Below are 23,562 nucleotides of genomic sequence, written 5' to 3' on the forward strand. Positions count from 1 at the left end.
GGGATGGCTGGTAAAAAGAACACCGATAAAGAAGGCAGCTCGTGGATCGGAAAAGTCGAAGACTATTCCCGCAAGATCTGGCTGGCTGGTTTAGGCGTGTACTCGAAGATCGACACTGACGGCAGCAAGCTCTTCGATACATTGGTCAAAGACGGCGAGAAAGCCGAGAAGCTCACCAAGGCTGCAGTCGGCAAAAAAGTCGATGCTGCCAAGGACTCTGCAAGCTCGGCAAAATCGCGCATCAGCGGCGTGAAAGATCGCGCACTGGGCACCTGGGATCAGCTGGAGGGGGCTTTCGACAAGCGCCTGAACAGTGCGATTTCGCGCCTGGGCGTACCGAGCCGCAACGAGGTGAAGGATCTGCACAAGAAGGTCGATACCCTGACCAGGCAGATCGAAAAACTCACCGGCCTGAAAGCTCAGCCTGTCGCGGCCAAAACCGCAGCAGCCAAGCCTGCGGCCAAAACCGCTGCCAAGCCACTGGCTAAAGCCGCCGCCAAACCGGCCGCAAAACCAGCAGCCAAAACCGCTGCCGCCAAGCCAGCAGCGAAAGCCGCGGCCAAACCGGTTGCCGCCAAGGCCGCCGCCAAGCCAGCTGCAAAAACGGCAGCAAAACCAGCTGCCAAACCGGCGGCCAAGCCAGCAGCGAAAACCGCGGCCGCCAAACCCGCTGCCAAGCCTGCCGCCAAACCGGCTGCGGCGAAAAAACCGGCAGTGAAAAAACCGGCCGCGCCGAAAGCCGCTGCGCCGAAAGCTGCTGCTCCAAAACCGGTGACCACACCGCAAGCACTGGCAAGCACGTCGAACTCGGCCTCGGCTCCAACCCCGGCGCCTGCTCCGACTGCTGCATCGACGCCGTCGACGCCAACCAGTCAGTCCTGATTTTTCAGAGCTCAAAAAAACGCCCGGCCTGTGAAGGTCGGGCGTTTTTGTTTGGGTAAAAGCCGTCGGATTACTCGTGATCTTCGAGGTACTGCAAAGCCATCCTCTCCGTCGCCACCTTCACCGGCGGCAACAGATGCGGCGCTACCAGCATCATGATCTGGTACACCACCAGCCGCACTTCTCCTTCGCGATCAAGAATCCGCTGATAGTCCAGCGAGAACAGCAGCGTCATGGTGATCTGCTCCACCAGTTGCCCCAGCGCCTGGGTGTCGCTGACCAGTTGCCCCGACGCCTTCAACCGCGCCAGCAATGACGCCAGCGTGCGCTTGAGCACGTTGAGGAACTGGCGAATGCCCTTGGCCAGTTTCGGCAGGCGGCCGGCCAGGTTCGACAGGTCCTGGAACAGGAAGCGGTACTGCGCCAGCCGTTCGACGATCAGGTGCAGGAACAGCCAGTAATCCTCAGGCGCCAGTTCGACATCGGCGGGCGGGTCGAGCAGCGGGGCGAGGTCGTTCTGGAAGCGCTCGAACAGTCCAAGAATCAGCGGTTCCTTGCCGTGGAAGTGGTAGTAAAGGTTGCCGGGGCTGATCCCCATTTCATTGGCAACCTCCATGGTGGAGACGTTCGGCTCGCCCTTTTCATTGAACAACTGCAGGGCACATTCGAGGATCCGTTCGCTTGTTTTCATCCAGTCTTCTTAAAAGGGCTTGAGTCAGTCAGCGCACACGCACATAGGTGCCGGGTGCCGCTTCCATCGGTGGGTAATTGGCGTTGCCGAGGGTCATCTGGGTTTCGTGCAGGGTGCCGGAGCGCTGCTGCACCCACTCCAGCCATTGCGGCCACCAGCTGCCGTCGACTTTCTTGGCGTCGTAGTACCAGGCGCGCGGATCGCCGCTGAGCTTTCCGTTCTCCACGTAATGGGCTTTCGGGTTGCCCGGCGGGTTGAGGATGCTCTGCACGTGGCCGCTGTTGGACAGCACGAAGCGCCGCTCGCCGCCCAGCAACAGTGTCGAGCGATACACCGCGTCCCACGGCGTGATGTGGTCGTTCATACCGGCCACGCTGAAGCTGTCGACCGTGACCTTCTGCAGGTCGATCGGCGTGCCGCACACTTCCAGGCCCCCCGGATGGGTCAACGGGTTGTGCTTGAAGAAGTCCAGAATGTCGCCGTGAAACGCGGCGGGCAGGCGGGTGCTGTCGTTGTTCCAGTAGAGGATGTCGAACGCCGGCGGCTCCTTGCCCAGCAGGTAGTTATTGACGAAATAACTCCAGATCAAATCGTTGGGGCGCATCCAGGCGAACACCTTGGCCATGTCGCGACCGTCCAGCACGCCTTTCTGATAGGAGCGCCGCTTGGCCGCTTCGAGCGTTTGCTCATCGGCGAACAGGGTGGCCGGGGTGTTCATTTCACTGTCGAGCAGGCTCACCAGATAGGTGGCGCTGGAGACCCGCCGCAACTGCCGCTTGGCCTGCAGATGCCCCTGCAGTGCCGCAATGGTCAGGCCGCCGGCGCAGGCACCCATCAGGTTGACCTCACGGGCGCCGGTGATCGCCCGGCAGATGTTCATCGCTTCTTCCACGGCTTCGACGTAGGTCGACAGGCCCCATTCGCGATGCCGTACATCCGGGTTGCGCCAGCTGATCATGAAGGTCTGCAAGCCGTTCTTCAGCGCAAACTGGACGAAGCTGTTGCTCGGGCTGAGGTCGAAAATGTAGTACTTGTTGATTTGCGGCGGCACCACCAGCAGCGGTTTCGAATACTGTTTTTCGCTCATCGGCCGGTACTGGATCAGCTCGAGCATTTCGTTGCGAAACACCACTGACCCTGTGGTGGTGGCGACGGTCTTGCCGACTTCGAAAGCCTGTTTGGTGACCTGGCGTGGCAGGCCGTCGTTGTGCAGCAGGTCATCAATCAGATGGCTGAGGCCGCGCACCAGACTGTGGCCGCCGGAGTTGAACAGCTCCTTGACCGCCAGCGGATTGAGCAGTGTGTTGGAGGGCGCCACGGCGTCGTTGAGCAGGGTGAAGGCGAAGTGCGCGCGGGCGCGGTCGTCGTCGCTCATGCTGCTCTCGTCGATCCAGCTCTTGACCTGTTTTTGCCAGGCCAGATAGGCCTGAAGGCTGCGCCGATAAAACGGATTGAGGCTCCACGCCGGATCGGCGAAGCGGCTGTCCTGCGGATTGGTCGGATGCAGGGTTTCGCCGAGCAGCACGCGTCCGAGCGCGCCCCCCAGCTTCAAGGCGTGTTTTGCACTGTGGATCGGATTGCGCAGGCCGTGGGCCGCGACGCTGCGCAAGGTCGAGATCAGGTCCCGGCCGCGCAGACCGGTCATGGCACTCTGTGCATTGATGAACACGGCGGGGCTGGGCACGACGCCCGTCGCTGGTTTGTCACGCATGACTCAACACTCCTTCGTCTTCAGGCCAAAAACAAACACACCGAACCAGAACACCATAGACGCTGTTGCGGGTTGTTGCCCGCGTGGCTTCCTGCCACGCACCTGTGCGGACACGTTGCAAGACGCTGTCCAGAAATCCGTGCCGGGACGGTTATCCGCCCAGCGGTGTCGGGTGCGGATGCATCACCGCACGCTGACGTTCCTCCTGGAGGAATTTCATGATGATCGGCGCCACCGCCTCGGCCCGGGTAATCAGGAACAGATGCCCGTCGTCGATGATGTGCAGCTGCGCGTTGGGGATTCGCCAGGCGAGCATGCGCATGTTGATCAGCGGGATCAGCGGATCGTCATCTCCAGCCAGCACCAGCGTCGGCTGGTGGATCTTGTGCAGCCAGTGAATGCTGGTCCAGCCCAGGCCCGCGAACAGTTGCCAGTAGTAGCCGAGTTTGCCCGCCGAACGCACCTTGGCCGCATGGCTGGCGGCGAGTGTCGGGTCGCGGCGGAACGAGCCGCCGTAGATCATCGGGGCGATGCGGATCACATGGGACGGCTGGATGTAGCGCCGTGGGCTGGCCATCATCCACAGCACCTTCGGCTTGCCCGGCACCATCACCGCGCCGGCGGCGGTCGCCGCCAGCACCAGCTTCTTGCAGCGCTCGGGATAGTCGTAGGCGAACTGCTGCGCCAGTGCGCCACCCCAGGACACGCCGATCACGTTGACCTGTCCGTAGTCGAGGTAATCGAGCATCCGCGCGGTAAGCTTCGCCAGCCCGGGAAAGCGATATGGACGGCTCGGCGTCGAGGAACCACCGACACCGGGCACGTCGAAGGCGATCACTTCCAGGTCCGGATCCAGCGCCGCGACAAAAGGAAACACCAGCTCCAGGTTGGCGCCGATGCCGTTGAATATCAGCAAGGGCGTCAAGTGAGGCTTGCCGGGGCGGACCGCCGTGCGGATGGTCTGGCCATCCAGCTCGACAGTTCGAAAGATGAACGGGTGCGGCATGCTTCAAGGCCCTGTGGGTCAATCTCAATGTCACCTCGTACCCGTTGTGGGAGCGGGCTTGCTCGCGAAGGCGTCGTGTCAGTCGCCATTGATGTTGGCTGATCAACCGCTTTCGCGAGCAAGCCCGCTCCCACATTGTGGGGCGAGGTGTGTCGGTTACCGCTCGTGTACGTAAGTGCCCGGTGAAGCTTCGCCTGCCGGATACGCTTTGTTGCCCAGCTTGGTCGGCGCCTTTTTCAGCTCGCCCGACCGCGCGGCCTGCCACGCCTGCCAGTACAGCCACCAGGAGTCGGCGTGCTTGGTCGAGTTTTCCTGCCAGTCATCGGCATTGGCGGTCATTTCATCGCTGGTCATGTAGCGCGATTTCGGGTTGCCCGGCGGGTTCAGGATGCTCTGGATATGCCCGCTGCTGGACAGCACGAATTCGACCTTGCCACCAAACAGCTGCGCCGACTTGTAGCAGGACTTCCACGGGGTGATGTGGTCGTTGGTGCCGGCCAGCGAGAAGATGTCGGCGGTCACCTGCTTGAGGTCGATCGGCGTGCCGCACACTTCCAGTGCATTGGGGCGGATCAGTGGGTTGTTTTTGAACATCTCGATCAGGTCGCCGTGGAACGCGGCCGGCAGTCGAGTCGTATCGTTGTTCCAGAACAGGATGTCGAACACTGGCGGTTCGTTGCCGAGCAGGTAGTTGTTGACCCAGTAGTTCCAGATCAGGTCATTCGGGCGCATCCAGGCGAAGACCTTGGCCATGTCTTTACCTTCGAGCACGCCGGCCTGATACGAATGGCGCTTGGCGGTCTCCAGGGTCTGCTCGTCGACGAACAGGGCGACGTCGCTGTCCAGCGTTGTATCGAGCACGCTGACCAGCAGGGTCAGGGCGTTGACCTTGTTCTCACCGATCGCCGCGTAGTGGCCGAGCAGGGCGGTGCAGGTGATGCCGCCGGAGCAGGCACCGAGCATGTTGACGTCTTTGCTGCCGGTGATCGCGGTGACTACGTCGACCGCTTCCTTCAGGGCCTCGATGTAGGTGGAAAGGCCCCACTCGCGCTGTTCCTTGGTCGGGTTGCGCCAGCTGACGATGAAGGTCTGCACATTGTTGCGCAGGCAAAAACGCGCCAGGCTCTTGTCCGGGCTCAGGTCGAATACATAGAACTTGTTGATCTGCGGCGGCACCACCAGCAGCGGGCGCTCGTGCACTTGTTCGGTGATCGGCTTGTACTGGATCAGCTCCAGCACGTCGTTGCGAAACACCACCGCACCTTCGGTCACGCCCAGGCTCTTGCCGACCTCGAACGCGCCCATGTTGACCTGGCTCGGCATGCCGCCGTTGTGCACCAGATCCTTGGCCAGGTGCGAGAGGCCGTCGAGCAGGCTCTTGCCACCGGTCTCGAAGAAACGTTTGACCGCCGCCGGGTTGGCCGCGGTGTTGGTCGGCGCCATGGCTTCGGTCATCAGGTTGATCACGAAGTGGCCGCGCGCGATGTCCTTGGGCGAGAGGCTGCTGTCGTCGATCCAGGCATGGAGTTCCTTGCGCCACGCCAGGTAGGTCTGCAGATAACGTTTGTACAGCGGGTTCTGACTCCACGCCGGATCGACGAAGCGACGGTCATCGCCCGCCGGTTGCAGGTCGGATTTGCCGAACAGCACGTTCTTCAGTTCAAGGCCGAACTGGGTGACGTGTTTGACACTATGGATCGGTTGTTTGATGGCCTGGGTCAGCACCATTCGAGCAGAGGCCAGCAGATCCTTTCCGCGTAGCCCAACGACAGGATTCAGCCCCAGGGTGTTCTCCGAGGCCTGGTACTTCAAATCATCGTTATTCTTGTTACTCATCTACGACGCTCCATTGTCCTGAGACGAGTACCCGGTTTTCTGCTGTGCAGTTCCACAGCCAATGCCAGGTACTACTGCTCGGGTGACCGTTGATTCTGCATAGCTGCTTTACAGTCGTAGAGCATTGCAGGGAACTTGCCAGTTCCATTGGTTACCCGAGATTGATTTTTTTCGCAAGCAGCCGATCCCGGGCCGCTTTAGCGGAGCATTCAAACAGATGAATCTAGAAAATGCCCTCTAAACAGTCCGAGCCGCGGACTAGAGCATCAGCTTGACGACGGACTGGTCCGGGTCGCGGGTTTTGCCGGCGGCTTTGAGTTCGGCCAAATAATCCGCCCAGAGTGCGTCATGACGTCGCCCCAGCTCGTACAGGTAATCCCAGGTGAACAGACCGCTGTCGTGACCGTCGTCGAAGGTCAGTTTCAGTGCGTACTGACCGGCCGGTTCTACCTTGGTCAGGCCGACGTGCAGCTTGCCGAATTGCAGGATCGGTTTGCCGTGGCCCTGGACCTCGGCGGAGGGGGAATGCACGCGCAGGAATTCGGCGGGCAGGGTGTACTCCTCGCCGGACGCGTATTTGAGCGACAGGGTTTTCGAGGCTTTGTGCAGTTTGATGTCGGTGGGGAGTTGGGTCATCGCCGGCGTTCCGTCAGGTGGAAAAAATTGTGGGAGCCGATGGCTCCCACAGTTTCACGACCACTGTAAGTATGGCTTACAGGATATAACGGGACAGGTCTTCGTTCTGCGCCAATTCGCCCAGGTGGCTGTTGACGTACTCGGCGTCGATCTCGATCGCCTTGTCATCGTGGGCGCTGGCCAGATCGCCGGCACTGAACGACACCTCTTCCAGCAGACGCTCGAGCAGCGTGTGCAGGCGACGGGCACCGATGTTCTCGGTCTTCTCGTTGACCTGCCAGGCAATCTCCGCCAGACGCTTGATGCCTTCCGGCTGGAACTGGATGTTCAGGCCTTCGGTTTTCAGCAGCGCGCAGTATTGCTCGGTGAGCGAGGCGTGCGGTTCGCTGAGGATGCGTTCGAAGTCCTGCGGGCTCAGGGCCTTGAGTTCCACACGGATCGGCAGACGGCCTTGCAGCTCCGGCACCAGATCGCTCGGCTTGCTCAGGTGGAACGCACCGGAGGCGATGAACAGGATGTGGTCGGTCTTGACCATGCCCAGCTTGGTGTTGACGGTGCAGCCTTCGATCAGCGGCAGCAGGTCACGTTGCACGCCTTCGCGGGACACATCAGCGCCGCCGACATTGCCCCGCTTGGCGACCTTGTCGATCTCGTCGATGAACACGATGCCGTGCTGCTCGACGGCTTCCAGGGCCTTGGCCTTCAACTCTTCTTCGTTGACCAGGCGACCGGCTTCTTCGTCGCGCACCAGTTTCAGCGCTTCCTTGACCTTGAGCTTGCGCGACTTCTTCTTGCCCTTGCCCATGTTGGCGAACAGGTTCTGCAACTGGTTGGTCATTTCTTCCATGCCCGGAGGCGTGGCGATTTCGATGCCGGCCATTTCGGCGACTTCGATCTCGATTTCCTTGTCGTCCAGCTGACCTTCGCGCAGGCGTTTGCGGAACAGCTGGCGGGTGTTGGAATCCTGGGTCGGCGCTTCTTCATTGCTGAAGCCCATGCGTGCCGGCGGCAGCAGGGCATCGAGGATTCGGTCCTCGGCGGCGTCTTCGGCGCGGTGGCGAACGCGGGTCATTTCCTGCTCGCGCAGCATCTTGATCGCAGCATCGGCCAGATCACGGATGATCGATTCGACGTCACGGCCGACATAGCCGACTTCGGTGAACTTGGTCGCTTCGACCTTGATGAACGGCGCGTTGGCCAGTTTGGCCAGGCGACGGGCGATCTCGGTTTTACCGACGCCGGTCGGGCCGATCATCAGAATGTTCTTCGGGGTCACTTCAACGCGCAGCTCTTCAGGCAGCTGCATGCGGCGCCAGCGGTTGCGCAGGGCAATCGCGACAGCGCGCTTGGCATCGTCCTGGCCGATGATGTGGCGGTTGAGTTCGTGGACGATTTCGCGGGGAGTCATGGACATAATAATTGACGGTCCTCAAGCAGAAACAAGCCGTGGCACAGGGGCCGCGTCAGGCTCATTCAGCGAGATCCTGCTCCTCAATGGTCTGGGTGTGGTTGGTGAATACACAGATGTCGCCGGCGATGCCGAGAGCGGTCTCGACGATTTCGCGGGCCGACAGGTCGGTCTTCTTCAGCAGGGCGCTGGCGGCGGCTTGCGCATAGGCGCCACCGGAACCCATGGCGATCAGGCCGTCTTCGGGTTCGACCACGTCACCGTTGCCGGTGATGATCAAGGATGCGTCCTTGTTGGCGACCGCGAGCATCGCTTCGAGGCGGCTCAGGGAGCGGTCGGTGCGCCATTCTTTGGCGAGTTCGACGGCGGCGCGAACCAGATGACCCTGGTGTTTTTCAAGCTGGCCTTCGAAACGTTCGAACAGGGTAAAGGCGTCGGCGGTGGCACCGGCGAAACCGGCGATGACTTCGCCGTGGTACAGGCGACGAACTTTCTTCGCGTTGCCTTTCATCACGGTGTTGCCGAGAGAAACCTGGCCGTCGCCGCCCATGACGACTTTGCCGTGGCGGCGGACTGAAACGATGGTGGTCAAGGGAAGAGTCTCCACACTGCAGGGCGAAAATGCCTTATGCCCATTCATATGGGGGTGGTGGAGAGGATTTCAACTGCGGGGCGGGAGAGGGGACGAGCGGTGATTTGTGCATGATCGTTCCCACGCAGAGCGTGGGAACGATCAGTGGGGAGCTGTCAGCGGCTCTGGCGTTGTTGTAACAGCAGGTTGCTGAAGCCGGCGCCCGCCAGTTGTTTCTGGGCGGTGGTCAGCTGTTCGCGGTTGCTGAACGGGCCGACCAGTACGCGATACCAGGTTTCGTCCTTGACCGTCCCGGATTCAACCGCTACCGCCTGGCCTAGCAGAATGATCTGCGCCCGTACCTTGTCGGCATCCGTCTCTTTGCGGAACGAGCCGGCCTGCAGGAAGAACTTGGTCACCGGTGCAGCCTTGGTCACCGGCGGCGCTGGCGGCGGGGTGATTCCGGCCAGTGCAGCCTGCGCCCGTGCGGTGTCGATCTTCGCCGCTTCGGCCGGGGTCACTGGCGTGGTCGGGATGGCCGGCACCTGTGGCGTCGGCAGGGTTTTCTCCGGCACCGCGTCCGGCGGCACGATCACTTCCGATTCCGGCAGCAGGGTGTAGAAGTCGTACTTCGGCTTCACCGGTTGCGTCGGGCTCGGCGGGGTCTTGTTGGCCTCGGCGATCTTGCTGGCTTTCTGTTGTTGCTGTTGCTCGATCTTCTCGCGCTTGACCGTGTCGCTGCCCTTGCCCGGCTCCAGCTTCATCAGGAACACGATGAACGCGCCGACCGTCAGGCCGATGGCCATCCACAGCCAGCCCGGGATCGGCTGCTTCGCTGGAGCCTGGTAACGGCTGGCGCCACGCTTGGGTGCAGGTTTTTTCTTGGCAGCCAACTTACATGCGCTCCAGGGTTTCCAGGCCGAGCAGTTCCAGGCCTTGCTTGAGGGTACGGCCGGTCAACGCGGCAAGGCGCAGACGGCTTTGCATTTGTGCCGGGGTGTCGGCGGCGAGGATCGGGCAGTTCTCGTAGAAGCTGGAGAACAGGCCGGCCACGTCGTAGAGGTAAGTGCAGAGAGTGTGTGGCGTGCCCTTTTCCGCAACGTTGTTCAGCACTTCACCGAACTGCGCCAGTTTCGCCGCCAGTTCCTGTTCGTGCGCCGCTTCGAGGACGATCTGGCCGTCGACTTCGCTGAAATCCTTGCCCAGTTTGCGGAACACGCCGGCCACGCGGGTGTAGGCGTACAGCAGGTACGGCGCGGTGTTGCCTTCGAAGTTGAGCATCAGGTCGAAGTTGAAGCTGTAGTCGCTGGTGCGGTGTTTCGACAGGTCGGCGTATTTCACCGCGCCGATGCCGACTACTTTGGCGATGGCGCGCAGTTCGTCTTCGGCCAGCGTCGGGTTCTTTTCCTTCACCAGGCTGTAGGCACGTTCCTGCGCTTCGGTCAGCAGGTCGATCAGCTTCACGGTGCCGCCATCACGGGTCTTGAACGGACGGCCGTCGGCACCGTTCATGGTGCCGAAGCCCATGTGCTCCATTTCCATCGGATGGGTGACGAAACCGGCCTTGCGCGCCACGGCGAACACTTGCTGGAAGTGCAGGGCCTGACGCTGGTCGACGAAGTACAGCGCACGGTCGGCCTTCAATTTGCCGCTGCGGTAGCGCACAGCCGCCAGGTCGGTGGTGGCGTACAGGTAGCCGCCGTCGGCCTTGACGATGATCACCGGCAGCGGCTCGCCTTCGGCGTTCTTGAATTCGTCGAGGAACACGCACTGAGCGCCGTTGCTTTCGACCAGCATACCGGCGGCTTTCAGGTCGTTGACCACGTTGATCAGGTCGTCGTTGTAGGCGCTTTCGCCCATCACGTCGGCCATGGTCAGTTTGACATTGAGCAGTTCGTAGATCTTCTGGCAGTGCGACAGCGAGATGTCCTTGAACCTGGTCCACAGCGCCAGGCATTCAGCGTCGCCGGCCTGCAACTTGACCACCAGGCCACGGGCGCGGTCGGCGAACTCCGGGGACTCGTCGAAGCGCTGCTTGGCGGCGCGGTAGAAGTTTTCCAGGTCCGACAGCTCGTCGCTGGTGATCGGGTTTTCCTGCAGGTACGCCATCAGCATGCCGAACTGGGTGCCCCAGTCGCCGACGTGGTTCTGACGGATCACGGTATCGCCGAGGAATTCGAGTACTCGCGCCACGCCGTCGCCGATGATGGTCGAGCGCAAGTGGCCGACGTGCATCTCTTTGGCCAGGTTCGGCGCCGACAGATCGACCACGGTGCGTTGCGCCGGGCCGGCCTTGCGCACGCCAATGTGATCGTCGGCCAGGGCGGCGTCGAGGCGCGAGGCCAGCGCTTGAGTGTTCTGGAAGAAGTTGATGAAGCCGGGGCCGGCGATTTCGGCCTTGGTGACGTTTTCGTCAGCCGGCAGGGCGGCGATGATTTTTTCCGCCAGATCGCGTGGCTTCATGCCCGCAGGCTTGGCCAGCATCATGGCGATGTTGCTGGCAAAGTCGCCGTGGGTCTTGTCCCGGGCGTTTTCCACCTGGATCGCCGGCGTCAGGCCTTCAGGCAACACACCTTCGTTGACGAGTTGGGTGAGGGCTTGTTGGATCAGCTGGCGAATGGTGTCTTTCATGGTCTTCTCTTTCGACCGCAAGCGCGGCGGCGCATCGATGCGCGGGTGGAAAAACTGGGCATTATCCGTTGCGAAGACGGGCTTGCCAACCTTAGCAGGCAGGATGTGGATGTGTGGTGACAAATAGACTGCTTTCGCGAGCAGGCTCGATCCCACAGGTAAAGCGCAGTCCTTGTGGGAGCGAGCCTGCTCGCGAAGGCGATCTTCAGATCAATACAAATCGACAGGATCGACATCCAGCGACCAGCGCACCGCCCGGCCGCTTGGCATCTGTTCCAGCACCAGCAGCCAGCTCGCCAGCAATCGGTGCAGCGGCGCCCGGGCCGTGGCCTGCAACAGCAGCTGCGCGCGGAAGCGCCCGGCCCGGCGTTCCATCGGCGCCGGCACCGGCCCCAGCAGTTCAATGCCGGTCAGATTCTGTTCGGCCAGCAAACGCTCGGCCTCGCTGCAGGCTTCATCAAGAAAGCCTTCGGCCTGCCCCGGCTTGTGCGCTTCGGCGCGCAGCAGGGCGAGATGGGCGAACGGCGGCAGGCCGGCTGCGCGGCGTTCGCTCAGGGCCTGCTCGGCGAAGGCGAAGTAACCCTGCTCGGTCAGTTGCACCAATAAAGGATGGTCGGCCAGATGCGTCTGGATGATCACCTTGCCCGGTTCTTCCGCCCGCCCGGCGCGGCCGGCGACCTGCACGATCAGTTGCGCCATGCGCTCGCTGGCGCGGAAGTCGCCGGAGAACAGCCCACCGTCGGCATCGAGGATCGACACCAGCGTCACCCGAGGGAAGTGGTGTCCCTTGGCCAACATCTGGGTGCCGACCAGAATGCACGGCTGGCCTTTCTGGATCGTGGCGAACAACTGATTCATCGCATCCTTGCGTGACGTGCTGTCACGGTCGACGCGCAACACCGGATAGTCCGGGAACAGAATTGCCAGCCGTTCTTCGGCCCGCTCGGTGCCGGCGCCCACGGGGCGCAGATCGACCTTGTTGCACTTCGGGCACTGGCGCGGCACGCGCTCGACGTAACCGCAGTGGTGGCAGCGCAGTTCGCCGTAACGCTGGTGCACGGTCATCCGCGCATCGCAGCGCTGGCACTCGGACATCCAGCCGCAGTCGTGGCACAGCAGCGTCGGGGCAAACCCCCGGCGGTTGAGGAACACCAATACCTGCTGGCCGGCGGCGAGGGTCTGGCCGATGGCCTGCTGCATCGGCCCGGAAATGCCGCTGTCCAGGGGACGACTTTTCACATCCAGGCGCAGGAAGCGTGGCTGCTTGGCGCCACCGGCCCGCTCGTTCAGTCGCAGGAGTCCGTAGCGACCGGTGTAGGCGTTGTGCAGGCTTTCCAGGGATGGCGTCGCGGAACCGAGCACGATCGGGATGTTTTCCTGCCGCGCCCGCACCAGCGCCAGATCCCGCGCGTGGTAGCGCAGGCCTTCCTGCTGTTTATAGGAGCCGTCGTGTTCTTCATCGATGATGATCAGCCCCGGATTCTTCATCGGGGTGAACAGCGCCGAGCGGGTGCCGATAATAATGTCGGCCTCGCCGTCACGGGCGGCGAGCCAGGCATCCAGACGATCACGATCGTTGACCGCCGAGTGCAACAGGGCGATGCGCGCATTGAAGCGTTGTTCGAAACGGGCCAGGGTCTGCGGGCCGAGGTTGATCTCCGGGATCAGCACCAGCGCCTGTTTGCCGGCCTCGAGGGTTTCGCGGATCAACTGCAAATAGACTTCGGTCTTGCCGCTGCCGGTGACCCCGGCCAGCAAGAACGCATGATAACTGTCGAACCCGGCGCGAATTGCCTCATACGCGGCGCGCTGTTCGCTGTTGAGCGGCAGCTCGGGTTGGGCCAGCCAGTGCTCATGGCGCGCGCCGGGGGCGTGACGGCGCACTTCGACCTGCACCAGATCCTTGGCCAGCAACAGATCGAGGCTGTCCTTGCTCAGCATCAGTTTGCTCAGCAACTGATGGGCGACGCCGTGGGGATGCTGGGCCAGCGTCGCCAGGGCTTCACGCTGGCGCGGGGCGCGGGCGATGCGCGGGTCATCGAGGCTGGCGCCGGGAGCGGCGGACCAGAAGCGCTCCTGACGAGCCTCGGCCAATTCGCCCTGACGCAGCAGCACTGGCAACGCCCAGCTCAGGGTGTCGCCGAGGCTGTGCTGATAATACTGGGCGGTCCACAGGCACAGCTTGAACAGCGCCGGCGGCAGCGGTGCGGTGGCGTCGAGCAGGGCCAGCGCCGGTTTGAGCTTTTCCACCGGCACTTCACTGGTGTCAGTGACTTCCACCAGAATCCCGATCATCTCCCGTCGGCCGAACGGCACTCGCAGGCGCATGCCCGGTTGCAACTGCGAACGCAGCACGCCGGCCGGGGCCCGATAGTCGAACAGGCGGCGCAGGGGCGAAGGCAGGGCGAGGCGCAGAATGGCGTCGGGCACGCGGGATCTCGATAAGAAGCTAACAAGCAGCGGGGATGATGTTTGGGCCGGGAGCCTAGCAGACGGTCGGTCTCAGTGACAGCTTGCGTGATCGGGATTGTCTGGTAGAATCCGCGGCCTAATTACGTGCGGTATTCAACAATCGTGTTGGATGGCGGCACGCCAGCTGAGGAAAACACCATGAAAGCCGATATCCACCCGAATTACCCAGAAGTTGCAGTAACTTGCAGCTGCGGCAACAAGTTCGAAACCCGTTCGACCTTCGGCAAAGCCTTGTCGATCGACGTTTGCAACGAGTGCCACCCGTTCTACACCGGTAAGCAGAAGACTCTGGACACCGGTGGTCGCGTTCAGAAGTTCGCCGACCGTTTCGGTGCTTTCGGCGCGAAAAAGGCCTAAGGCCCTTCATTCTGGAAAACCTCAGCGGCTTTTCCGGTCTGATGAAAAAGGCGTCCCTTGCGGGCGCCTTTTTTGTGTCCGCGATTTGGCTCTCCGCCGCCCAGGCCTTCTGCCCGGCACCTGTAGGGCTGGACAGCGCCACGGTGCAGCGTGTGGTCGACGGCGACACCCTGCGCCTGAGCGACGGGCGCAATGTGCGGATGATCGGCCTCAATACGCCCGAGCTCGGCAAGCAGGGCCGCAGCGACGAGCCGTTTGCAGTGGCCGCGCGCAAGCGTCTCGAAGCCCTGGTCTCCGAAAGCGACGGGCGGGTTGGCCTGCGCCTTGGCGCCCAGTCCAAAGACCATTACGGCCGGACCCTGGCCCATGTTTTCAGCGCCAAGGGTGAGAATCTCGAAGCGCAAATGCTCGCCGATGGCCTCGGTTTCCAGGTCGCGGTGGCGCCGAATGTCGAGCTGGTCGATTGCCAGCAAGCTGCCGAACGCCGCGCGCGACAGGCCGGGCTCGGTCTTTGGAAGCGCTCGCCTGTACTGAAAGCGGAGCAGATCGAGCGCTCGGGTTTCGCGGTGGTCAGCGGTCGTGTGAGCAAGGTTCAGCGCAATCGCGGTGGAATCTGGATCGAGTTGCAGGACAAGCTTGTACTGCGCGTTGCACCCAATCTGCTGGATCGCTTCGACGCCGCTTCTCTGCAGGCGCTGAATGGCAGACAGATCGAGGCCCGTGGCTGGGTGGTCGACCGTTCTCGGCGTGGTGGATTGAAATCAGGTCAGGCGCGCTGGCTGTTGCCGCTGACCGATCCTTCGATGCTCCAGTCGTCCCGCTGAAGAAAAAATTGTAGACATTTTTTCTGTCGATTGTGAACAGTCCAGCCCTTGTGCGCCGTGGCTCTTGGCCCAAAGTCTTAGGGCAGGGCGCTTGACAGGGGTGACCGGGCAGTCTTGTGGGGACTTTGCGAGGCGCGTATCCTCGCTGACCAGTCTGTCCAACAGTAAAAAGCGGAATGCCAAAATGTCTGATCTGAAAACTGCCGCTCTCGAATATCATGCCAATCCTCGTCCAGGAAAGCTGAGTGTCGAGCTCACCAAGGCCACTGCTACCGCCCGCGACCTGTCGCTGGCCTACAGCCCCGGCGTAGCTGAACCAGTGCGCGAGATCGCCCGCGATCCTGAACTGGCCTACAAGTACACCGGCAAGGGCAACCTGGTTGCAGTCATTTCCGATGGCACCGCGATTCTGGGCCTGGGTAACCTCGGCCCACTGGCCTCCAAGCCAGTGATGGAAGGTAAAGGCGTGCTGTTCAAGCGCTTCGCCGGTATCGACGTCTTCGACATCGAAGTCGACTCCGAAAGCCCGCAAGCCTTCATCGACACCGTAAAACGCATTTCCATCACCTTCGGTGGCATCAACCTGGAAGACATCAAGGCGCCCGAGTGCTTTGAGATCGAACGCGCTCTGATCGAGCAGTGCGACATTCCGGTATTCCACGATGACCAGCACGGCACCGCGATCGTGACCGCTGCGGGCATGATCAACGCCCTGGAAATCGCTGGCAAAACCCTGGCCGACGCCAAGATCGTCTGCCTGGGCGCTGGCGCAGCCGCCATCTCCTGCATGAAATTGCTGGTGAGCATGGGCGCCAAGGTCGAGAACATCTTCATGGTTGACCGTACTGGCGTGATCCACGCTGGCCGTGACGACCTGAACCAGTACAAGGCTGTGTTCGCTCACCCTACCGAGAAGCGCACCCTGGACGACGCCATCGAAGGCGCTGACGTATTCGTCGGCCTGTCGGGCCCGAACCTGCTGAGCGCCGAGCAACTCAAGCGCATGGCCGCCAACCCGATCGTCTTCGCCTGCTCCAACCCTGATCCGGAAATCTCCCCGGAACTGGCTCACGCCACCCGTAACGACGTGATCATGGCCACCGGCCGTTCGGACTACCCGAACCAGGTCAACAACGTACTGGGCTTCCCGTTCATCTTCCGTGGTGCCCTGGACGTTCGCGCCAAGCGCATCAACGAAGAAATGAAGATCGCTGCCGCCAACGCCCTGCGCGAACTGGCCAAGCTGCCGGTCCCTCAGGAAGTCTGCGACGCCTACGGCGGTATCTCCCTGGAATTCGGTCGTGAGTACATCATTCCGAAGCCAATGGACAAGCGCCTGATCACCGTGATCTCCGACGCCGTGGCCAAGGCTGCGATCGAGACCGGTGTGGCGACCCTGCCGTATCCGAAGAACTACCCGCTGAAAAGCGTGGATGACGTGTTCAACGGCTAAGTCGTTGTAGCGCTTCATGAAGAGCCCCGCTTTTTAAGCGGGGTTTTTTTTGGTCGTGAAAATGCGTTCCGGCTTCAAGGGCGGCCCTCACTGTAGAGACCGGTACATCCTTTACACATTAGACCGGGGACATCGTTTACACCTTTTACAGGCTTGATACGCGGTTGGCACCGCGCTCAAGCCTGCCTAAACAGAAGTTGCAAAGGTACAGCTCCCACACGTCATCAGCCACTTCCTTCAGCGCGATGTCCTCGCCGATCAGCGCCTCGCCCAAAAACATTCGTTGCCCCTTCCACTTGAACTCGCCGTTCGAGCGAACCTTGCGTACCTCAACCTCAGGGCCATATTCGACCGCGGGCAAGTAGCCCGGATACGGGCGCAACGAAGGTCTGTAGACGGAAGCCGGCGGTTTCATGCCCAGTGCGGTGTGTGGTCGATCATGGTTGAAGTCCTGAACGAACTCTTCAAAGGCCAGCTGTTGGCGTACGAGATTTTCCGCCGGTGTTCGCAGTACCGCTGCTTTGAGGGTGCGGTGCATCCGTTCGTGTCGACCGTTCTGGTCAGGACGCCCTGGTGTGATTGTCTCGATATGGATGCCATGCCTGATGAACCAGACGGACAGCTTCGACAGCCGCGACAAACCGGTCGATGCGAAAGGCGCCCCGTTATCTGTGCGGATTACGTCCGGCAATCCAAACTCCCGGAAAGCCCATTCGAATCCCTGTCGCGTCGGCTCGCTGTGCGTGCCGGGCAGCGCCCGGCAGAGCAGCAGATAGCGACTCATCTGATCGGTAATGGTCAGCGGATAGCACCAATTGCCGTCCTGCATCCTGAACTGCCCTTTGAAGTCGGCACACCAGGTCTGGTTGGGTTCATCGGCCGGGCGTAAATGCGTCGGAGCACGCGGGCGCAAAGGATAAGGGCGCCGCGCAATGACCAAGCCAGCCTTCTTCAACCACTCACCAGCAGTGCTCGCGGCCGGCCATGGGATCTGTGGATCGGACTTTCGCAGGCGATCAATGATCTGTTTGGGGCCTCGATCGGGATGCTCGTTTTTCCTGGCCAGCAATGTGGCGATGATTTCATCCGGGGTTTGATGAGGGCAGTTCAAAGGCTTGCGGGATTGCTCTTTCAAGCCATCCACACCGAGCGCTGCATACCGATCCAGCCATTTATCGACGGTTGGCCGGCTGACCCCATAACGCCGGCTCAATTGGCTCTTGGTGTAGCTGCCACTGAGCCAGTCACTGACTAATTTCACTCGTTGATCCATCGGGGACTCTTGATTCCAGGGCATGGTCAGCACCTCCTGACCATGATTGATACCTGTAAACCATGTCCCCGGTCTCAAACGTAAAGGATGTACCCGGTCTTTACCCACCCTAACCCTCTCCCAGGGGGAGAGGGGACTGACCGTGGGATGCTTGAGAGGTACGCCGACGTGAAGGCCTTGCTGTGAATCCATAATCGACTCGGTTATTCAGGTCGACGTACAGCGCCAGACACCTCGGTCGGTTCCCTCTCCCCCTGGGAGAGGGCTAGGGTGAGGGCCGCTCTTGATGTGAAATGCCATTCTCCGTACGACAGAAAACAAAAAGCCCCGCACTTCTCACGAAGGCGGGGCTTTTTGGCAGTTGCGGATCAGAACAAATCGATCGGCGCCTGTTCATCCGCCGGCAGCGGACTGCCCGGCACGGTGCCATTGCCGATCTCGTTGACCGACGGAGGCGTGTCTTCGGCCTTGAACAGCTCGAAATAGGCGCCCGGCGTGCTCGGCGATGCCGCGCGACCGCTGACCGGATCCACCCGCAGGCTGAGGATGCCTTCCGGCTCCGGCTGGACATGCGGTGGCTTGTCCTTGAGCGCGGCGGCCATGTAGTTCATCCAGATCGGCAGTGCCACAGTGCCGCCGAACTCCCGGCGACCGAGGCTTTCCGGCTGGTCGAAACCGGTCCACACGGTGGTCACGTAGTCGGCGTTGTAGCCGGAGAACCACGCATCCTTGGATTCGTTGGTGGTACCGGTCTTGCCGGCGATGTCGCTGCGGCCCAGGGCCAGTGCGCGACGGCCGGTGCCGAGCTTGATCACGTCCTGCAACATGCTGTTGAGGATGTAAGTAGTACGGCCATCGACGATGCGCTCGGCAACTGCGGGGGCTTGCGGTACAGCGGCGTTGCCTGGCGCCTCCCCTGGAACCGGCGCTGCGTCGACGGTGATCGATTGCGTTGCCGGTGCCGCGATACCGTCGGTGGCCGCGCCGCCCTGCGGTACGGTCGGCGGGTTGGCGACGAACAGCGTGTCGCCATTGCGGCTTTCGATCTTGTCGATGATGTACGGAGTGATCTTGTAGCCGCCGTTGGCGAAGGTGCTCCAGCCGGTGGCGATCTCCATCGGAGTCAGGGTCGCGGTGCCCAGCGCCAGAGACAGGTTTGGCGGCAGGTCCTGCTTGTTGAAGCCGAAGCGGGTGATGTAATCGATGGTCTTGCCCACGCCCATCGCCTGCAACAGGCGGATCGACACCAGGTTGCGCGACTTGTACAGCGCCTCACGCAGACGGATCGGGCCGAGGAAGGTGTTGGTGTCGTTCTTCGGACGCCAGACCTTGTCCAGGTACTCGTCGACGAACACGATCGGCGCGTCGTTGACCAGGCTGGCGGCAGTGTAGCCGTTATCCAGTGCGGCGCTGTAGACGAACGGCTTGAAGCTCGAGCCCGGCTGACGCTTGGCCTGCATCGCACGGTTGTAGTTGCTCTGCTCGAAGGCGAAGCCGCCGACCAGCGAGCGGATCGCGCCGTTCTGTGGATCCAGCGACACCAGTGCGCCCTGCGCCTGTGGAATCTGGCTGAACTTCAGCGAATTGTTCGGCTGGCGCTGCACGCGAATCAGATCGCCGATCTGTGCCACATCCGACGGCTGACGCGGCGCGGCACCCATACTGTTGGTATTGAGGAACGGTCGCGCCCATTTCATGGTGTCCCACGCCACGTGCTCTTCGCCGGTGCGGGTCAGCACTTGCAGGCCATTTTTGTCGACCTGGGTGACGATGGCCGGCTCAAGGCTGCTGATGGTGCGTTGCTTGGTCAGTTCGGTGGCCCAGGCTTCGCGGGTCTTGCCCGGCAGACGCGATTCAGGGCCACGGTAGCCGTGACGCTGGTCGTAGGTCATCAGACCTTCGTGCAGCGCGGTGTTGGCCATTTCCTGGAGGTTGCTCGGCACCGTGGTGGTGACGCGGAAACCTTCGGTATAGGCGTCGCTGCCGTAGCGGCCGACCATTTCCGCGCGAGCCATCTCGGCGATGTACGGCGCGTTCACTTCCGGGGTCGGCACGTGATAACTGGCGTTCAGCGGTTCGTTGATCGCAGCGGTGTAGTCGGCCTCGGTGATCTTGCCGAGCTTGTACATGCGGCCGAGGATCCAGTCGCGACGCTCCTTGCTGCGCGCCGGGTTGGCCAGCGGGTTGAAACGCGACGGGGCTTTCGGCAGGCCGGCGATCATCGCCATCTGCGCCAGGCTGACTTCGCGGATCGACTTGCCGTAATACACCTGCGCCGCCGCCTCGATGCCGTAGGCGCGGTTGCCCAGATAGATCTTGTTCACGTACAGCTCAAGGATCTCGTCCTTGGTCAGCTGGCGTTCGATCTGCAGGGCCAGAAGGATTTCCGTGGTCTTGCGCGAGAAGCTGCGTTCGCTGGTCAGGAAGAAGTTCTTCGCCACCTGCATGGTGATGGTGCTGCCGCCGGACTGGATGTGACCGCTCTTGACCAATTGGGTCGCGGCACGCATCAGGCTGCTCGGATCGACGCCATAGTGGTTGGCGAAGTTGTCGTCTTCAGCACTTAGTAACGCATTGATGAAATTGGGGGGAATGTCGGCGAAACGGATCGGTGTGCGGCGCATTTCGCCAAATTCTGCGATCAACTTGTTGTCGCTGCTGTACACCCGCAGGGGAATCTGCAACTGAATGCTTCTCAGCGCCTCCACAGATGGCAAACCCGGACTAAGGTAAAGAAACGCGCCGCTGAGACCTAGAAGCAGTCCGCAGAAAACGGCGACGATGGACCAACCGAAAAATTTCAGCAGACGAATCAAGGCTTTTGGACATCCACGGCAAAGAATGAATTGGGCGACAGGGTTCCGGGTAACACACAGAACGACCCGCGCCGGCAGTAAAAGGCGGAAAAAATCGCTGGGCATTATAAGCACTTTTCCGCAGGGGGCGTCATTTGCGCTTCTGTCAAGACGGGGCGAGGGAACGCAATGCGCATTACAGAGTCCGTAACTCACGGAAAGTCATAGGGAATTGGTAGTGCTAGGACTCTTCAATAAAAAGGCCAATACGTTACTGGGGATCGACATCAGCTCCACGTCGGTGAAGCTGCTGGAGTTGAGCCGTCAGGGGGAGCGCTACCGGGTCGAGGCGTATGCGGTGGAGCCGTTGCCGGCGAGTGCCGTGGTCGAAAAGAACATCGCCGAACTCGAGGGTGTTGGCCAGGCGCTGTCCCGGGTGTTGGTCAAGGCGCGTACCGGGTTGAAAACCGTGGCGGTGGCCGTGGCCGGCTCGGCGGTGATCACCAAGGTCATCGAGATGGACTCCGGGCTGTCCGACGATGAACTGGAAAACCAGCTCAAGATCGAGGCCGATCAATACATTCCCTACCCGCTGGACGAGGTCGCCATCGACTTTGAAGTCCAGGGCGTTTCGCCGCGCAACCCCGAGCGGGTCAACGTACTGCTGGCCGCCTGTCGCAAGGAAAATGTCGAAGTCCGCGAAGCGGCGCTCGCTCTCGCCGGGCTGACCGCGCGGGTGGTAGATGTAGAGGCGTATGCGCTGGAGCGCTCGTTCGGCCTGCTGGCCACGCAACTGGCCGCGTCCCAGGATCGGTTGACGGTGGCGGTGGTCGACATCGGCGCCACCATGACCACCCTCAGCGTCCTGCACAACGGCCGGATCATCTATACCCGCGAACAGCTGTTCGGCGGTCGACAGCTGACCGAGGAAATCCAGCGCCGTTATGGCCTCACCCTTGAACAGGCGGGACTTGCCAAGAAGCAGGGCGGCCTGCCGGACGATTACGTCAGCGAGGTGCTGCAGCCATTTCGTGAGGCGCTGGTGCAGCAGGTGTCGCGCTCCTTGCAGTTCTTTTTTGCCTCCGGCCAGTACAACGCTGTCGACCACATTCTGTTGGCCGGCGGCACGGCGTCGGTGCCCGGCCTCGACCGGCTGATCGAAGAGCGCCTGAACACCCCGACCCAGGTTGCCAACCCGTTTTCCGACATGGCCTTGAGCAGCAAGGTCAACGCCGGGGCTTTGGCGAGCGATGCGCCGGCCCTGATGATTGCCTGCGGGCTCGCGCTCAGGAGTTTCGACTGATGGCGCGGATCAACCTTTTACCCTGGCGCGAGGAGCGCCGCGAGGAGCGGCGCAAACGCTTCCTGCTGGTCTTGATCGGTGTGGTGGTCGGTTCGGTGGGGGCGGTGCTCATCGCTGATCAGATCATCAGCGGCGCCATTGCCCGGCAGGTGGCGCGCAATGACTACATCGGCAAGCAGATCGCCGTGGTCGACGAGAGGATCAAGCAGATCAGCGACCTCAAGGCCCATCGCCAGCAACTGGTGGAGCGCATGCGCATCATCCAGGACTTGCAGGGCAACCGGCAGATCAGCGGGCGGATCTTCGATCAACTGGCGCGCACCTTGCCCGACGGGGTGTATTTCACCGACGTGAAAATGGTCGGCAAGACCCTGTCGATCAGCGGCGCGGCGGAGTCCAACAATCGGGTGTCCGACCTGATGCGCAATCTTGATGCTTCGGACTGGTTCGATGCGCCCAACCTCAATGAAGTGAAAGCCACCACTGCCGGACAAGTGGATCAGGCCAACGTCTTTCAGCTGACCGTTCGCCAGACTCGACCCCGGCTCGAGGAGGACGACCAATGAAGCCGTCCGAGTGGCTGGACAGCCTGCGCAATGTCGATTTCAACGACCTCGACACCAGCAACATCGGCTCCTGGCCGCCAGTGGTCAAAAGCCTGGCCGGCGGGCTGTTGATGGTGCTGGTCCTGGCGCTTGGCTATAACTTTTTCATCAGTGACCTGGAGAACCAGCTCGAACTCGAACGTGAGGAGGAAATCACCCTCAAGGAGCAGTTCGCGAGCAAGGCGCGCATGGCGGCCAATCTGGAGCTGTACACCCAGCAGATGAAAGAGATGGAAAACTCGTTCGGCGTGCTGTTGCGACAACTGCCCAGTGACACCGAAGTGCCGGGGTTGCTGGAAGACATCACCCGCACCGGACTGGGCAGCGGCCTTGAGTTCGAAGAGATCAAACTGCTGCCGGAGGTTACCCAGCAGTTCTACATCGAGTTGCCCATCCAGATCACCGTGACCGGGGCCTATCACGACCTCGCGACCTTCGTCAGTGGCGTGGCCGGGCTGCCCCGCATCGTCACCCTGCACGATTTCGAGCTGGCGCCAGCCAATCCTGAAGGCGGGCCGAAGCTGCGCATGAGCATCCTCGCCAAGACATACCGCTATAACGACAAGGGGCTGCAGAAATGAGCCCGATCCGTTTTATCGCCCTGTCGGCATTGTTATTGGTGCTCGGTGGCTGTGGCGGCGATGACTTCAGCGACCTCGACGCCTACATGAATGAAGTGCGCCTGCGTCCGCCGGGCAAGATCGAGCCGACTCCGACCTTCCGCTCCTACCCGACGTTCACCTACAGCGCCGCCAACCTGCGCAGTCCGTTTTCGCGCCAGCTGCGGGTCGATCTGGCCGGGCAGAAACATGGCTCGCGCGACGTGAAACCCGATCCCAACCGGGTCAAGCAATACCTCGAAGGTTTCAACATCGAGCAGTTTGAAATGGTCGGCACGATTGCCAACGCCTCCGGTTCCTTCGCCCTGCTGCGAGGCGCGGGCGGCGTCCATCGGCTCAAGGTCGGCGACTATCTGGGGCGCAACGACGGGCGCATCGTCGCCATCAGCGCTTCACAGGTCGAAGTGGTGGAAATCGTTCCCGATGGCCAGGGCGCCTGGCTTGAGCGGCCGCGCACCATTCCTTTGAAAGAGCATTCATAAGTGGAA

The 23,562-nt window shown here is 61.6% G+C and carries 20 protein-coding genes; 8 read left to right on the top strand and 12 right to left on the bottom strand.

The window, feature by feature from the left end:
- The first annotated feature begins 3 nt into the window (after positions 1-3).
- Positions 4-882, top strand: a complete 879-nt coding sequence (locus tag PDR5_RS01975) for a phasin family protein (protein ID WP_064592887.1) — start codon at positions 4-6, stop codon at positions 880-882.
- Positions 883-952: 70 nt separating this feature from the next.
- Here the strand turns inward: PDR5_RS01975 and PDR5_RS01980 are convergent, their stop codons facing one another.
- The 10 genes from PDR5_RS01980 to PDR5_RS02025 all read right to left on the bottom strand — a co-directional run bounded on the left by PDR5_RS01980 (position 953) and on the right by PDR5_RS02025 (position 13,802).
- A complete protein-coding gene (locus tag PDR5_RS01980) occupies positions 953-1,573 on the bottom strand; it encodes a TetR/AcrR family transcriptional regulator (protein ID WP_007952414.1) in 621 nt (206 codons plus the stop codon).
- 28 nt (positions 1,574-1,601) lie between these two features.
- Positions 1,602-3,284: a class II poly(R)-hydroxyalkanoic acid synthase gene (gene phaC, locus PDR5_RS01985; protein WP_064592889.1), complete on the bottom strand. Its 1,683-nt coding sequence runs from the start codon at positions 3,282-3,284 to the stop codon at positions 1,602-1,604.
- 151 nt (positions 3,285-3,435) lie between these two features.
- The gene (gene phaZ, locus PDR5_RS01990) at positions 3,436-4,290 is read right to left on the bottom strand and encodes a poly(3-hydroxyalkanoate) depolymerase (protein ID WP_007952412.1); all 855 of its coding nucleotides are present in this window, start codon (positions 4,288-4,290) and stop codon (positions 3,436-3,438) included.
- 156 nt (positions 4,291-4,446) lie between these two features.
- Positions 4,447-6,126 (bottom strand): class II poly(R)-hydroxyalkanoic acid synthase, encoded by a 1,680-nt coding sequence (gene phaC, locus PDR5_RS01995; protein WP_039772445.1) that lies wholly within the window; start codon positions 6,124-6,126, stop codon positions 4,447-4,449.
- A gap of 258 nt (positions 6,127-6,384) precedes the next feature.
- Positions 6,385-6,762: a gamma-butyrobetaine hydroxylase-like domain-containing protein gene (locus tag PDR5_RS02000; protein WP_011332068.1), complete on the bottom strand. Its 378-nt coding sequence runs from the start codon at positions 6,760-6,762 to the stop codon at positions 6,385-6,387.
- Between the two features lie 76 nt (positions 6,763-6,838).
- The gene (gene hslU, locus PDR5_RS02005; protein WP_064592891.1) at positions 6,839-8,176 is read right to left on the bottom strand and encodes an ATP-dependent protease ATPase subunit HslU; all 1,338 of its coding nucleotides are present in this window, start codon (positions 8,174-8,176) and stop codon (positions 6,839-6,841) included.
- A gap of 55 nt (positions 8,177-8,231) precedes the next feature.
- Positions 8,232-8,762, bottom strand: coding sequence for an ATP-dependent protease subunit HslV (hslV, locus tag PDR5_RS02010; RefSeq protein WP_003196958.1), 531 nt, complete (start codon positions 8,760-8,762; stop codon positions 8,232-8,234).
- 155 nt (positions 8,763-8,917) lie between these two features.
- Positions 8,918-9,634: an SPOR domain-containing protein gene (locus PDR5_RS02015; RefSeq protein WP_007952404.1), complete on the bottom strand. Its 717-nt coding sequence runs from the start codon at positions 9,632-9,634 to the stop codon at positions 8,918-8,920.
- Between the two features lies 1 nt (position 9,635).
- Positions 9,636-11,372, bottom strand: a complete 1,737-nt coding sequence (gene argS, locus PDR5_RS02020) for an arginine--tRNA ligase (protein WP_064592893.1) — start codon at positions 11,370-11,372, stop codon at positions 9,636-9,638.
- A 210-nt stretch (positions 11,373-11,582) separates the two neighbouring features.
- The gene (locus tag PDR5_RS02025; protein ID WP_007952400.1) at positions 11,583-13,802 is read right to left on the bottom strand and encodes a primosomal protein N'; all 2,220 of its coding nucleotides are present in this window, start codon (positions 13,800-13,802) and stop codon (positions 11,583-11,585) included.
- A gap of 180 nt (positions 13,803-13,982) precedes the next feature.
- Between PDR5_RS02025 and rpmE the strand changes: the two genes are divergently transcribed.
- The 3 genes from rpmE to PDR5_RS02040 all read left to right on the top strand — a co-directional run bounded on the left by rpmE (position 13,983) and on the right by PDR5_RS02040 (position 16,478).
- Positions 13,983-14,201 (top strand): 50S ribosomal protein L31, encoded by a 219-nt coding sequence (gene rpmE, locus PDR5_RS02030; RefSeq protein ID WP_064592895.1) that lies wholly within the window; start codon positions 13,983-13,985, stop codon positions 14,199-14,201.
- A 41-nt stretch (positions 14,202-14,242) separates the two neighbouring features.
- The gene (locus tag PDR5_RS02035) at positions 14,243-15,025 is read left to right on the top strand and encodes a thermonuclease family protein (RefSeq protein ID WP_064592897.1); all 783 of its coding nucleotides are present in this window, start codon (positions 14,243-14,245) and stop codon (positions 15,023-15,025) included.
- A gap of 184 nt (positions 15,026-15,209) precedes the next feature.
- Complete coding sequence (locus tag PDR5_RS02040; RefSeq protein ID WP_007952395.1) at positions 15,210-16,478, top strand: malic enzyme-like NAD(P)-binding protein; 1,269 nt, start codon at positions 15,210-15,212, stop codon at positions 16,476-16,478.
- A gap of 145 nt (positions 16,479-16,623) precedes the next feature.
- On the opposite strand, the gene PDR5_RS02045 is transcribed toward PDR5_RS02040, so the two are convergent.
- On the bottom strand, positions 16,624-17,775 hold the full coding sequence (locus PDR5_RS02045; RefSeq protein ID WP_064592843.1) for an integrase core domain-containing protein: 1,152 nt from the start codon (positions 17,773-17,775) through the stop codon (positions 16,624-16,626).
- Between the two features lie 344 nt (positions 17,776-18,119).
- Positions 18,120-20,564 (bottom strand): penicillin-binding protein 1A, encoded by a 2,445-nt coding sequence (locus PDR5_RS02050; RefSeq protein WP_371857896.1) that lies wholly within the window; start codon positions 20,562-20,564, stop codon positions 18,120-18,122.
- Between the two features lie 220 nt (positions 20,565-20,784).
- Between PDR5_RS02050 and PDR5_RS02055 the strand changes: the two genes are divergently transcribed.
- Genes PDR5_RS02055 through PDR5_RS02070 form a run of 4 tightly spaced genes read left to right on the top strand, consistent with a single transcriptional unit; the run spans position 20,785 to position 23,556 of the window.
- On the top strand, positions 20,785-21,849 hold the full coding sequence (locus PDR5_RS02055) for a pilus assembly protein PilM (protein WP_064592901.1): 1,065 nt from the start codon (positions 20,785-20,787) through the stop codon (positions 21,847-21,849).
- The gene (locus PDR5_RS02060) at positions 21,849-22,415 is read left to right on the top strand and encodes a PilN domain-containing protein (protein WP_064592903.1); all 567 of its coding nucleotides are present in this window, start codon (positions 21,849-21,851) and stop codon (positions 22,413-22,415) included. Before PDR5_RS02055 ends, PDR5_RS02060 begins: the two co-directional genes overlap by 1 nt.
- Positions 22,412-23,035: a type 4a pilus biogenesis protein PilO gene (gene pilO, locus PDR5_RS02065; protein ID WP_064592905.1), complete on the top strand. Its 624-nt coding sequence runs from the start codon at positions 22,412-22,414 to the stop codon at positions 23,033-23,035. The genes PDR5_RS02060 and pilO overlap by 4 nt, the downstream gene beginning before the upstream one ends.
- Positions 23,032-23,556: a pilus assembly protein PilP gene (locus PDR5_RS02070; protein WP_039766425.1), complete on the top strand. Its 525-nt coding sequence runs from the start codon at positions 23,032-23,034 to the stop codon at positions 23,554-23,556. Before pilO ends, PDR5_RS02070 begins: the two co-directional genes overlap by 4 nt.
- Positions 23,557-23,562: the final 6 nt, after the last annotated feature.

Origin of the sequence: Pseudomonas sp. DR 5-09, assembly GCF_001655595.1 — a bacterium.
In the GTDB taxonomy this organism is placed as follows: domain Bacteria; phylum Pseudomonadota; class Gammaproteobacteria; order Pseudomonadales; family Pseudomonadaceae; genus Aquipseudomonas; species Aquipseudomonas pharyngis.

Bases quoted from the DNA above. Each gene is read 5' to 3' on its own strand.
- phaZ (WP_007952412.1), bottom strand. From the start codon at position 4,290: ATGCCGCACCCGTTCATCTTTCGAACTGTCGAGCTGGATGGCCAGACC.
- PDR5_RS02040 (WP_007952395.1), top strand. From the start codon at position 15,210: ATGTCTGATCTGAAAACTGCCGCTCTCGAATATCATGCCAATCCTCGT.
- PDR5_RS02070 (WP_039766425.1), top strand. From the start codon at position 23,032: ATGAGCCCGATCCGTTTTATCGCCCTGTCGGCATTGTTATTGGTGCTC.
- PDR5_RS01980 (WP_007952414.1), bottom strand. From the start codon at position 1,573: ATGAAAACAAGCGAACGGATCCTCGAATGTGCCCTGCAGTTGTTCAAT.
- argS (WP_064592893.1), bottom strand. From the start codon at position 11,372: ATGAAAGACACCATTCGCCAGCTGATCCAACAAGCCCTCACCCAACTC.
- PDR5_RS02060 (WP_064592903.1), top strand. From the start codon at position 21,849: ATGGCGCGGATCAACCTTTTACCCTGGCGCGAGGAGCGCCGCGAGGAG.
- phaC (WP_064592889.1), bottom strand. From the start codon at position 3,284: ATGCGTGACAAACCAGCGACGGGCGTCGTGCCCAGCCCCGCCGTGTTC.
- PDR5_RS01975 (WP_064592887.1), top strand. From the start codon at position 4: ATGGCTGGTAAAAAGAACACCGATAAAGAAGGCAGCTCGTGGATCGGA.
- pilO (WP_064592905.1), top strand. From the start codon at position 22,412: ATGAAGCCGTCCGAGTGGCTGGACAGCCTGCGCAATGTCGATTTCAAC.
- hslU (WP_064592891.1), bottom strand. From the start codon at position 8,176: ATGTCCATGACTCCCCGCGAAATCGTCCACGAACTCAACCGCCACATC.
- rpmE (WP_064592895.1), top strand. From the start codon at position 13,983: ATGAAAGCCGATATCCACCCGAATTACCCAGAAGTTGCAGTAACTTGC.
- phaC (WP_039772445.1), bottom strand. From the start codon at position 6,126: ATGAGTAACAAGAATAACGATGATTTGAAGTACCAGGCCTCGGAGAAC.
- PDR5_RS02045 (WP_064592843.1), bottom strand. From the start codon at position 17,775: ATGCCCTGGAATCAAGAGTCCCCGATGGATCAACGAGTGAAATTAGTC.
- PDR5_RS02035 (WP_064592897.1), top strand. From the start codon at position 14,243: ATGAAAAAGGCGTCCCTTGCGGGCGCCTTTTTTGTGTCCGCGATTTGG.
- PDR5_RS02000 (WP_011332068.1), bottom strand. From the start codon at position 6,762: ATGACCCAACTCCCCACCGACATCAAACTGCACAAAGCCTCGAAAACC.